General features: G+C 40.2%; 10 protein-coding genes. All 10 read right to left on the reverse strand.

Translation table 11 applies throughout. The features are described 5' to 3' along the window. Position 1 precedes the first annotated feature (1 nt). The 10 genes from A361_RS15850 to A361_RS15895 all read right to left on the reverse strand — a co-directional run bounded on the left by A361_RS15850 (position 2) and on the right by A361_RS15895 (position 12,516). Complete coding sequence (locus tag A361_RS15850; RefSeq protein WP_019382170.1) at positions 2-1,777, reverse strand: hydantoinase B/oxoprolinase family protein; 1,776 nt, start codon at positions 1,775-1,777, stop codon at positions 2-4. Then, positions 1,774-3,825 (reverse strand): hydantoinase/oxoprolinase family protein, encoded by a 2,052-nt coding sequence (locus tag A361_RS15855; protein WP_019382171.1) that lies wholly within the window; start codon positions 3,823-3,825, stop codon positions 1,774-1,776. Before A361_RS15855 ends, A361_RS15850 begins: the two co-directional genes overlap by 4 nt. 350 nt (positions 3,826-4,175) lie before the next feature. After that, positions 4,176-5,315, reverse strand: coding sequence for a DUF917 domain-containing protein (locus A361_RS15860; protein ID WP_019382173.1), 1,140 nt, complete (start codon positions 5,313-5,315; stop codon positions 4,176-4,178). Between the two features lie 35 nt (positions 5,316-5,350). Beyond that, positions 5,351-6,448 (reverse strand): M24 family metallopeptidase, encoded by a 1,098-nt coding sequence (locus tag A361_RS15865; protein ID WP_019382174.1) that lies wholly within the window; start codon positions 6,446-6,448, stop codon positions 5,351-5,353. A gap of 92 nt (positions 6,449-6,540) precedes the next feature. Continuing rightward, positions 6,541-6,816 carry a hypothetical protein gene (locus A361_RS15870; protein ID WP_019382175.1) on the reverse strand — a complete coding sequence of 92 codons (276 nt, stop codon included), beginning with the start codon at positions 6,814-6,816 and terminating at the stop codon, positions 6,541-6,543. Beyond that, positions 6,816-7,991: a DUF917 domain-containing protein gene (locus A361_RS15875; protein ID WP_019382176.1), complete on the reverse strand. Its 1,176-nt coding sequence runs from the start codon at positions 7,989-7,991 to the stop codon at positions 6,816-6,818. The genes A361_RS15870 and A361_RS15875 overlap by 1 nt, the downstream gene beginning before the upstream one ends. 20 nt (positions 7,992-8,011) lie before the next feature. Next, entirely contained in the window at positions 8,012-9,610 is a 1,599-nt protein-coding gene (locus A361_RS15880) for a hydantoinase/oxoprolinase N-terminal domain-containing protein (RefSeq protein WP_019382177.1), read from the reverse strand. 199 nt (positions 9,611-9,809) lie between these two features. Next, on the reverse strand, positions 9,810-11,150 hold the full coding sequence (locus tag A361_RS15885; RefSeq protein WP_019382178.1) for an MFS transporter: 1,341 nt from the start codon (positions 11,148-11,150) through the stop codon (positions 9,810-9,812). A 29-nt stretch (positions 11,151-11,179) separates the two neighbouring features. Then, positions 11,180-11,944, reverse strand: a complete 765-nt coding sequence (locus tag A361_RS15890) for an aspartate/glutamate racemase family protein (protein ID WP_019382179.1) — start codon at positions 11,942-11,944, stop codon at positions 11,180-11,182. Between the two features lie 125 nt (positions 11,945-12,069). Next, positions 12,070-12,516, reverse strand: coding sequence for a DUF3830 family protein (locus tag A361_RS15895; RefSeq protein ID WP_019382180.1), 447 nt, complete (start codon positions 12,514-12,516; stop codon positions 12,070-12,072). Positions 12,517-12,530 lie beyond the last annotated feature (14 nt).

Genomic DNA, 12,530 nt, shown 5'->3' on the forward strand with positions numbered 1-12,530 from the left:
TTTACTTATCCCCCAATCGTTTCTGCCGAAAAGTGGATGTGGCGCTATAATCAATAGTCCAAGAACCTGTATCAATAATTACACCATAATCACGTTTTGCGGAATCCAATGAAACATAGCCATCTCTAACATCTTGAAGTACTTTTTCTGGGCTGCGGTGCAGCGGATTTCCCCATCCTCCTCCTCCTCCAGCACTGCTTATCAGGACTTCACCAGATTCAAGAGGTTCATTTACAGCACCTGTCAATACCTCACGATCCGTACCCGGACGCAAAATGATATGATTAGCTTCTGCTTCTAAACCATCATTCAAAGCCCAAGGGCGAGTTTTTGTTTTCTTTAAGATCGTTACAGCACTGCCTGGTGCTGTGAACCGATAAACACGGGTGGCGCCAACTCCTCCTCGGTTCTCACCGGCACCGCATGAATCCTGTCGAAGAAAGTATCCTTCAATTAACAATGGAGCCTTGTTTTCCAATACTTCGATTGGATTATTCCGGCACCCTGGTTCAGACAAGTGCATAATTGCATTTTCGCCATCCCCTCCAGCATGGCCGCCAAATCCCACTGCCTCATTTGTTGCTTCAAGCCAGACTTTTCCGGTAACAGGGTGTGTCCCAACTCCCATTACGGAGACAACTTCACCGCCTGAACAAGCTGGCACAATATCTGGCATAGCTGGCGCCAGCGCCTTACAAATAATCTCAGGTATGTGTATGGATGGCCAGATTGTAAACGTTGCAGCGGGATGCTGTGCATTCACTAAAGACCCTTCAGGTGCAATTACTCGCAGCGGCCGGAAATTGCCGTCGTTGGCAGGAGTATCTGGAGTAGTAAGACCTTTAAAGGCTAGTGCAGAAACCCCTTCTGTTATACCAATTGGGAGATTTACGGGACCTTTTACGGCAGGATCAGTACCCGTAAAATCTACAATAAATTCGTCATCTGTCACTGTGACTGTAACCTTGATTTTAATCATTTTATCCTTCTCTACTCCGTCATCATCTACCCAATCTTCAGCAGACCATGTTCCTTTTGGAAGTGAGGCAAGCCGAGACCTGGCAATTCGTTCACCATGATTCAAGATTTCCTGAGATGCCGTTTTAAATGCATCAAGGCCAAACTTTTCTACCAATTCCTGTACTCGCTTTTCACCTGTATGGCAGCAAGAAATTTGTGCGTTCATGTTTCCAACTACCCGATCTGGAATACGGGTATTATACATAATAAGATTTTCCACTTCTTGATCCCGGACACCGCGCTTGTAAATCTTTAACGCTGGAAGAATGAGTCCTTCATTATGAATGCTAGTGGTATCCAAACAATAACCTGGGTCTTGTTGGTTAAGGTCAAGCCAGTGGGCTTTACATGCAGTGTAACCGACTAACTCATCGCCATAGAAAATTGGTGAGGTGACTAGAACATCTAGGGTGTGGTTTGAACTCCAGTATGGATAGTTAAAAAGAATTACATCCCCTTCGTGAATGTTTTCTTCACCGAGAAATTCAACCATTTTTCTGAGAGCAAAGTCATTACCCCGAGTAAAAATAGCTAATCCTGGTGATTCCGCCAACAGTCTGCACTCACGGTCATAAATACCCAGACCAAAATCTTGAATCTCATAAATGATGGTGTCAAAGGCAGTCCGCTTTAAGTTCCGCATCATTTCACGAGCTGCAGAAAGCAAATAGTTGTGTATGACCTGAACCTGAATGTGTTCTCCCTGATTACCGTTACTCATTTTTTCGACATTTTTAAGCCCTGCATCCTTAGTCATGATTTACCTCCTCCATCATTGTAAATAGCGATGGAAAGTTCTCCATACTCTCCAACAGTCAAAATATCTCCTGCATGCATAATAGTAGTATGACTTGGTTCTTCTATAATAGCAGGACCTGCTATTTCGTCACCTGCAAGCAGGGCAGAGCGGTCATAGACTGCATATTTAACAGTTCTATTCAAGGACGCTATGAAAACAGGTCTGCTATCTTTATAAGCTGCGGAAGCATCACCTTTCCCTGCTTCAAGTTTGGCAATCCTTGGTTTAGATAGTATACCTACAGCCCGAACACGAAGGGTAACAATTTCAACAGGATCTTTCGTTTGGTGTCCATATTGCTGTTCATGGGCATTTCCAAATTTTTCAGCAATCTCTGGAATGTCAGAAGGTTTCAAAGCTTTACCAGGAATCTCAATCTTAACTGTGTGTTCTTGTCCTTCATAGCGCATCTCTGCCCAGCGGATAAAATGACAATCCTTTGAGGAAAATCCGTCTTGTCCAAGGGACTCAAGTCCATCTGCCTCAAGGTTTCCATACAACTGGTTTATTTCTGCCACATCTACATTCTCAAGACCCTTAACAAAGGTTTGAGCGAAATCGTAAACAACATCAACCATCATCATTCCCCATGCAGAAAAATTGCCTGCTCCTGGAGGAATAACCACAGTTGGAATACCGATTTCCCTTGCTACGTTGCAGGATACTAAACCACCGCCGCCCCCAAAGCCAAGGAGTGCAAAATCCTTCGGATGGAATCCTCGTTCTACTGAGATTTCCCTGATAGCACCAGTTATCTTTGCCTCACTAATCCGAACAATTCCAGCCGCAGTTTGTTCAACTGTTAACTCCAACTCCTCGGCTAACTCGTTTATAGAATTGCGAGAAAGATTAGGATCAATTGTCATCGCTCCACCGAGAAAGTTTTCCGCATCTAAATAGCCTAAAGTTAGAGCTGCATCCGTAAAAGTCGCATTTTTACCGCCCTTACCATAACAAGCTGGACCAGGGTCGGCTCCTGCACTTTTGGGACCCACTTGAAGTGCGCCTCCATCATCAATCCAAGCGATGCTTCCTCCTCCTGATCCAATCGTACGGATATCAATCATCGGTGTAGAAATAGGCAAACTTTCAACTGTTGCTTCATTTTCAACTGATATCTGGCCATCTACAACCATTGTAGTATCAAGGCTAGTGCCTCCCATATCGAGAGTAATTAGATTGGGATTTCCAGTAAGATCAGCCAGATAAGCAGCACCAATTGCACCTCCTGCTGGTCCTGACATTACTGAATGCACCGGCTCTTCCTTTGCTGCTTTAGCAGTCATTGCGCCACCGCCAGAACGGGTAAGCAAAAATTGACCACCGTACCCTTCTTGTAGTAGATCATTTCCTAGTCGGTCTAAATAGGTACGCATGATTGGCTTAATATAGGCATCAATGACTGCTGTACTGGTTCGTTCGTACTCCCGATATTCCCGAGTCAGCCTATGAGATAATGTTACGGAAACTTCTGGGTATTCTTGCTTTAGTACTTCTTCCATCTCCAGCTCATGACTAGGGTTTATGTAACTGTGCAAGAAACATACAACCACAGAAGGAGTGCCCTCTTCACGCAGTTTTTGTGCCAAATTAACTGCTTCTTCACGATCAAAGGGAGTAATTACAGAACCTTGGTAGTCCAGTCGTTCTGAAACTTCATATCGATGACGGCGGGGCACTAATAATTCAGGTTTCCGGTATTTGAAGTTATACATTTCATCTCTATCAGTGCGGCCTAACTCATACACATCCCTAAAGCCTTTAGTTGTGATAATTGCAACATCGGCTCCAGTACGTGTTAACAATGCATTTAATCCCAGGGTTGTTCCATGGACAAAGTAATCGATATTACTGAAACTAACTTCAGCCTTTCGAAACCCTTCAAGTACACCACCTGCTGGATTTTTTGGTACAGTTTCCACTTTTTCAAGTCTTAAATTTCCGGAATCTGGATCAAGAGTTACTACATCGGTAAATGTTCCTCCAACATCAACTGAAATCCGCATACGCCACTCCCTCCCTCTTCTTATTCATAGATATTAAAGATAGATAAGCACATGGAAATGAAGCTTCAGCTATTAATTTGTTTAAATCCATTTAATCATCTCTCCTTGGTTTTTAAGATTAAAATCTCCAGAAAACTAACAAAGAATCAAATTGCAGTATTCATTTTTATAAAGAGCTTTATCTAGGGGTTGGCTTCTTTTATGATAGTTTCTTAGAAGGTGGGTTATGCAGGTATCTAGTGGGTATATTGAAGTAATTCTAATCATTGCTTAATATCGTTAAAAGCAACTCAAAATATATTTATCTTGGGTAATCACCTCCTTAAAGTTTATTTACATTCCCCAGTCATCTACTTAATGACTAGTGGCTTTTTCAAAGGAACAAAGTCCAAATCATAACCAAAAGCCCGCGGACCGCATACCTCAAGCGCTTCTTCTGTCTTCATTCTTTCATGTGCTGGAACGACAACAACTGTTCCGCGATATCCATATTTAACAATATCGGTTCGAATTGGTTCAGCAGTTTCAGAGTCTAATATAGTAATAAGATCTGGAGGCAGACAGATCAATTTGCCATTAACAGTCAGCTTAAGCCACTCATTTTGAAAATCAATGACTGCAGTATTGCCTTTATGGTCACCAAGACCCTCCATCACTATTTGCCCCATAGAAAAACCTTTTGTGCTTTCTGCACCAAAGTCTCTGTTAATATCAACAATCTTACCTTTAAAAGCACTCCAGCCTCCGGTAATCCGTTCAACTACTTCAATGGGGTCATTATGAACATCTCGTGCTTCTCTTACTCTTCTGCCCAATTCCAATGTCAAACTTACCGTGTTTGGAATACATGTGCTCCTAACTTGATCCCCATTCATTGGGTAACCGGCAATCCAGCTTATGCCTCCATATGCCATCGCTGTTTGTCGAACAATATTTTCAGCCATGTAAGCATCTTCAGAATCAACAATAGCTGCAAAGCCTTTTTCATTGATAGTCGCTACCGGGCTGGCAGATACTCCCCCTATATGAAAGGAAGTCATTTGCAGTTCAGGAAAAGCGCGACCCATACCATCTCCATCAATGACAGGAAGGCCCAGTTCTCCAGCGACTGCCATTGGCACAGTTGTATTAACTCCGCCAGCCTCAGGAGGAATTACCCCAGCAAAATCCTTGCCCACATATCCACTTAACTTTTGGAATGCAGTATTTAATTCATTGCCATTTGGGGTTTTTTCAGTCAAAACAACCGGGGCGCCTAAGCATCCGCACATAGCAATCATTGCATCATTAGGTATAGATTCAGGTTTGATTAATACGATTTCTTTTCCTTTATTAATTACGTTATAAGCCCATAATAGGCCGATTTCAGGATCTCCGCCCCCACCTGTTGCAAGGATCGATGCACCTAAAGTAATGTCATCAATATCTTGTTTCGTTAATATTTTATAATCGCGAACTCCCCAATTTTCCAGGATTTCGTAAACACTCATGTCCATTCCTCCTCCTCGGGAAAACCCCAAAAAAACTAATTGATAAGATCACGCCTTGTCTGGGTTAAGATTTCGTATCCGTCATCAGTAATAAGTACCATATCCTCAATCCTTACAGCCCCTACTCCCGGGAGGTATACGCCAGGTTCAATTGTTAAAACCATGTTCTTTTGCAATATATCGGTCCTTTCCTTATCAATAATTGGGCCTTCATGTATATCTATTCCTAAACCATGGCCAGTTAAATGCGGAAAATATTCGCCATATCCTAATTCTTCAATTGCCCTTCTAGCTATGTAATCTACTTCACCAGCACTAATGCCTGGACGCAGTGATTTGATTGTATTTTGCTGGACTGTTAATATCTCATGAAATAACCTATATTGTTCAGGGGTGGTTTCACCGACAGAAAAAGTTCGTGTAATATCTGAGCAATATCCTCTATAAATCCCGCCCATATCCAACAAGTTTAGTTCATAAGGTTTCAATACCTTTTCAGATGAATATCTTTGAGGCAGCCAGCTGTTTTCCCCTGAGGCAAGAAAAGGCTCAAATGAAGGATTTTCTGAACCTTCTTTTAACAGGGTATAACGAGCAACTGCTGTAACTTCGTATTCCTTTATCCCAGCTTTTGCAACTTTAAGTGCTTCCCTCATTGCTTTATCTGCAATGTTAGCGGACTCGCGTATGATTTTTATTTCCTCATCACTTTTGATTGTTCGTAAATACTTCAATTCAGCTGCGATATTGATGAAGTGTCCATTTGATAGTTTTTCTTGAAAATACCTATATGTTTCATAATTAAGTTCTGGGAGCTCTACTCCGACTCTAGGGTTTTTCCATTGCTTGAAATGGTCAGTTAAGATATTAAGGTAATCAGGAGTATCCTCGGGGAAAGAAATAATATCATTAATCCAGCAGTCTCTTTCTGCCCTTAATAAGTCCAATCTGGCAACCACATACTTTATATCGTCCTGTGAAATTAATAAAATACTAAAAGCTGCTGTATTCATTCGCAGCCCACTAAAATACCTTATACTGGACCGATTTGTCAGGATGCAAAGATCAAGCTCCTTCCTTTCCATTACCTTTCTTGCTCGTTCAATTCTCTCTGTAAAAACTTTGGTTTCCAAGTTACTCACCTGTTCTTTTTTGAGTTTTAATAGCTGGCTAAATTTAAATCAAGCTTTTAAAATTAACCAGCTATTACTTAATTTAATCACTTTTACAATGAATCTTTTATACTTTGTTCTACTTCGGGATTTAAAAGGTAAACTTTTCTAGGAACACGTGACTCTATATTGTTAGACGCTTGGCTTGCAAGTTCAAGAACAATTAAATGATCAATTAATGGCTGACAAATTTCGTCTATCTCTTCAGCAGAAAACCCCAGCTGACTAGCCAATTCTTTTCTTTCAATATATGGTTGATTTAGAATCGCCTTTACAACAAGCTTATTATTGTCATCTCGTAATTTAGATTGAATGATTTCGCTGTTCATTATTTAGCCTCCTGTTTTTGTTTTTCCATTAACTTTTCAACAGGGACATAATCAAAGTCATAACCGAAATATCTAGGGCCAAACGCTTCAAGTCCTTTTTCTGTCTTCATCCGTTCATGGGCAGAAATCAAAATGATTGATCCGCGATATCCATATTTCATGATATCTGTGCGGATGGGTTCACCGGTTTCAATATCAACAATTGCAATCAAGTCAGGTGTCACACATTTTAATTCGCTATTGACCCGTAGATTTAACCACTCATTTTGAAAATCTAATTCAGCTGTTTGTCCCTTGTAATCACCGATACCTTCCATTATTACTTTTCCAAGTGAAAATCCTTTGTTCATCTCGCCGCCGAACTCTCTTTGTATATCAACGATTTTCCCATTGAATACTCTAAAGCTTTCAATATTTCGCGTGTTTTTAATACTTTCCAAGATTTGCTCAACAGGATCATTGTGTCCTTTTCTCGCTTCCAAAACTGCTTTCCCGACATCCCATGCTATACTCTGTGAGTTTAAGATGGATGTTCTTTTCACATCTGCGCCAGTCATTGTATATGTGGCAACCCATGAAATGCCACCGTAGGACATAGCTACTTTCCGTGCGATTGATTCTGCCATTAAATCATCATCCTGTGTATCAATCACTGTTGTATTCATCCGATCATCAGTAGATACAGTTGGAGAAGCATGAACCCCAGAAGTTGCCCAAGAAGTCATTTGTAATTCTGGGAATGCGCGGTTCATTCCATCTACATCGATAACCGGTAATCCAAGTTCACCCGCAACTGCATACGCAACGGTCGAATTTACACCCCCGCACTCTAAGGGACTTGTCGCTTGGAGTTTTTTACCCATATATGTCTCAAGAGTTTCGATTGCTTTATTTAATACATCTTCATTTGGCGGTTTTTCAGTCAAAACAAGGGCTGCACCTAAACAAGCTGGACTTGCAACCAGAATATCGTCCGGGATATCCATCGGATCAATCATCACGATATCTTTTCCTTCATCTAGTACTTTATAGGCCCATAACAAACCAATTTCTGGATCTCCGCCTCCTCCAGTTGCTAAAATAGAGGCTCCTAAAGTAATTTCTTCAATTGCTTTTTTATCTATCACCCTATAATTACTGATACCCCAATCTTTTAAGATGTCATAAACACTCATGAAATACCCTCCTCAGTTGTTTAGCTAAATACTTTGCCTTTTACACGTACCCTGACTTTTTGTTTTTTACCTGGCATATATGCAAATGGGATCTCTTCAACATCGATAATTTCTTCAGTACCAGCAATTGCTCCAGCATTTTGCACATTCATTTTCGCTTGCGCTACAACACGGTCAATCGCTTCGTTTCGATTTTCCACAGCAAGGTCAACTGCCATTTCTGCAGATGCTCCAATTTCTGCGATAGTTGTCCCGATTGCGCCGCCAACCTCAAAGTGATTAGGTAAGATTACTTCTGTGGTACCTTCTATGTCTTGTTGGGGGACTGCTAAGGCTCCTCCGCCAATAAAAATTGCAGGAATCAACCCGGACTCTGTTTTCATTTGATCAATAGCAATTTCAACTCGTTCCTTAATTCTGGCGTTTGCTTCCTTTACTAAAGCAGATGATAAATTTTTAATAACACCTGGATGTGTTACATAGTTTGTATCAAAGATATCCAGTTTGCTGCTTAAGCGACCTGTAGCAACAGCAATATCATGCACCGTCAAAATTGGCCCTCCAAATGATTTGCCAAGCTTGACCAGGTTGTAACCAACACTTTCAGGTCCAAGGCCAGTTACATTGTTTTGCTGTGACTTTATTATCGTACCGCCACCTAAAGCAATCGATAATAGGTCAGGACAGCGTACATTGGTTTTAACTCCGCCAATGTTAACCGTAATAGAAGATTCTCTAGGAAAACCGTTTACAATATAGGCTACATCTGTGGAAGTTCCGCCAACATCTACCACTGCACCATTTTCAATACCCGATAAATAAACAGCACCCCTTACTGATGCAGCTGGTCCAGAAGCAACTGTAAATATAGGGTACTCCACAGCGTGATCTGCATTCATAACGCTTCCATCGTTTTGGACGACAAATAATTTTGCATTTATATTTCTGTCAGCAACAGCAGATTTGAATGCTTCAACGGCTCGTTTCATTATTGATTTAACAGAAGCATTTAATATTGTTGAATTCTCTCTTTCTAGCAGAGATATGGAAGCAATTTTGTGCGATTGAGTGATAAAAACTTCCTCTCCCAGATATTCCCTAGCAATCTCTAGTGCTCTGTCTTCATGTTTTGAAATGATTGGCGAGAAAACCCCCGTGATCGCAACTGAACCAACTTTTCCTTTCATTGCTTTAGCCGCGTCCATGATTGCTTTTTCGTCCAGAGGAACAATATCTTTCCCGTTATATTCTGATCCGCCGCGAATAATGTGCACATGCTCTTTACCTCCAAGAGCAGCAATTAAATCTTCCGGCCATCCTGTCATAGGGGGAATCGCCGTTGTTGCAGGTGCTCCAATGCGAAAAACTCCTACTCTATCAAGATTTCGTCTTTCTATAATGGCATTTGTGGTATGGGTAGTACCTAATGAAACCATTTCAATCTTAGAATGATCAACCTTACTCTGCTCAAGTAATGTATCCAAGGCATTAATGATACCTGTTGTAATATCCTCCGTTGTTAAAGATTTAGTCTTGGATATTACTTGATTCCCTTTCATTAGCACTCCATCGGTAAATGTTCCGCCGACGTCGAAACCAATCCTAATCTGTTCTGTCATCTGTTTTCCTCCTTATTATGCAATACTTAACTACCAACTAATTTATAAACCAATACCCGCCATAGTATCTTCTTACGCATATTGACTTTTGAAATAAGGACCATGATCTCATCTTATAATTGCCTACCCATAAAGAAGGATTTTTACTAAATTACGGGTAAGCAATATCTGCAAACATATCCCTTATTCTATAAGGATGTTAATTTAAAATTTCACCTTCTGTTTCTCTAATAAAAAGAATTGTGATAAGAGTGATGACCATAAATATCTGGATAAATGATACTGTAGCGCCAAACACCCACCCCAATCCAATAACAAAACCTATCAGAGACGGTGCCACAGTGTTAGCCCAACGTTGTCCAGCTACACCCCAGCTGTATCCAACTCCTCTTACATTTGTTGGATAAATTTCACCGAACCACGTATTCCAAACACCCCACGCTCCTAAGCTGAAAAAAGCTAAAGCAAAGTTAAAGATATAAAGCTGGAGCATATTAGAAGAATAGGCAAACGCAAAACCAAATATTGCTGCAAATGTCACAAATCCGAACATAACCTTTTTGCGCCCGTATATACTTGTAAGATGACCTGATACCAAATAACCAGGAATTTGTGCAATAGCAGATAAAGCCACAAAGCCCATACTTTGTCCCATTGATAACCCTTTTTGCTGCAGCAGAGTTGGGATCCAAGTGTATAAACCCCAATATCCAAAAGAAAATGCAAAATTTACGATTGTTTGAAGAACAGTAGTTGTTAACAGCTTACCTTTAAATATTTCAAAGAAGCTTCCTTGTTTAACTTCATAAACTACCAGTTCTGTTCCTGATTCCACTTTTGTTTTTCCTTCACTTAAATCTTCAATGATTTGCTTGGCTTCATCTACTCTTCCCTTACCTGCTAGCCAATATGGTGATTCAGGAATTTTGGCAATAACAAATGCCCAAAGTCCAGCTAAGGAGCTTATGAATATGATCGCTCTCCACCCGCCTAATATCCCTTCAACATCCATAAGCAATGCAGTTAACCCTATGGCTAATAATGTACCAATTGGCCATCCTGCAGATAAATATACTGCAGCTTTGCCACGCTGTTTCACTGGGAGCATTTCTTCAAAATAGGGGAATATACAAGCAAGCACCCCTCCTAAAGCAAATCCGGACAATAAACGTAATGTGTAAAGCATTTCATAATTTGCTGAAAATGAACTGATGAGGGATACAACTCCATAAAGCAACAAACTGTATATTATTGATTTCTTTCTACCGATTTTATCTCCTATAATTCCCCAAACATATGTCCCGGGTATCATTCCTAGAAAGATAGATCCTATTAGTGAACCCACTTGAATGGATGTTAAACCAAAATCCGCTGCGATATTTCCACTTATCATAATGATTATCATCATTTCCCAGGCCTCAATAACAAAAGCCATGAATAACGCAAAACCTACAAATCTATGTCTTTTTGTAAAAGGCATAGTTTGAAATATTGATCCAACTTCTACCGATCTATTTTTTTCATGCGCTCTGGCCTCCATGAAAATCATCCCCCCATTTAAGATATTCTTTATATTTTTAAACCATCGAATATTTTAAATTCCTTTACTTCATTAGCCGGCGGCGACTGATATCCTACCTTTTTACTATGGGTCCATGATAATTTTTGTTTTACTTCAACTAAAAACTCAGCATATTTAAATGGAGCAACACTAGCATCAAGAACTGGTACTCCCAATTCTTCCTGTAATTCCTCAAAAAAGCCAAATTCGCCTGTGCAGCCTAATACGATGACATCTGCCCCATCATTCTCAATGGCATCATTAGCCGCAGCTCTAATTCTCCTCTTTGTTTCTTCAGGATCTTTCTGGAAATCATGTACCCCAAGCTCTAGCGATTTAAATGATGCTAGTTTGTTTGCAAATCCGTATTTGTGAACATTTTCTTTCATTTCTGGAATCCACTTTTTCCTGCCCACTAGAATCGAAAAATTTTCCCCCAGAGTTGTCGCAATATGCAAAGCTGCTTCGGCCGGTGCGGTAACGACCATTTTTTCAGCTACTTCACGGCATGCTCTTAAAGCAGGATCGTAAAAACAACCAATAATTGCTGCATCATACCCATCTTCTTCTGCCTTCTTCACCGTCCTGATTAACTCAGGAATGACCATCGCTTCATAGCAGTTATATTCAACATGAATCGGTCCTTCACCAGCAGCAAAAGAAACTACATCAACTTCCGTATTTGGACTTTTAAAAAATTCAAATTGTGTTCTAAATTCTTCATCAAAGACCTCTGTGTGTAAAGGATTAATAAATAAAATTTTCTTCTTCAAATTGTTCATCCACCTTTTTAATCAAATATTTTTAATTGTCTAACATTTTACTTATTTACAATATTACCATAAAAGTTTTTATATAGCTGTAATTATTTCATAAAAAAATAAATATTTTTAATATTCTATTCATTTTCTATCATTTTCTCAATTTTTATTTTTTCAGTTCCATTTAACCAGATACGCTCACCTACAGTTTCCAATAGTTCAAAATGCGTGTAATCAATTTGGGCAAATACATTAACCAGCTCATCACCTTTATTGCTGCGAGTATGTTCCGCCCCGTAATACATTGCTATGACCTCATTTACTTTTGAGTCAGTTTCCAATGGCCAATCCCTCCAATAAACAACTTCCCCTATACTTGTAAATATAGTTTGATTTTCTCTTTTAGGGAGGCCATTTGATTTAATGGCGAAGTTCAAATCCCGGCCAGACCATCGGGAATGCCTTACAACACTACATAAAGGGAGAGCCTCCCAAACTTTTTCACAAGTCTGAGGGGCTTTGTCCTCCTTTAATGTGGCAGGGAAACTTTCTCCATTCTCAAAGGTAATTAATATACGTTTCATATTTCACCGCCACC

The sequence above is a fragment of the Cytobacillus oceanisediminis 2691 genome, from assembly GCF_000294775.2.
GTDB lineage: Bacteria > Bacillota > Bacilli > Bacillales > Cytobacillaceae > Cytobacillus > Cytobacillus pseudoceanisediminis.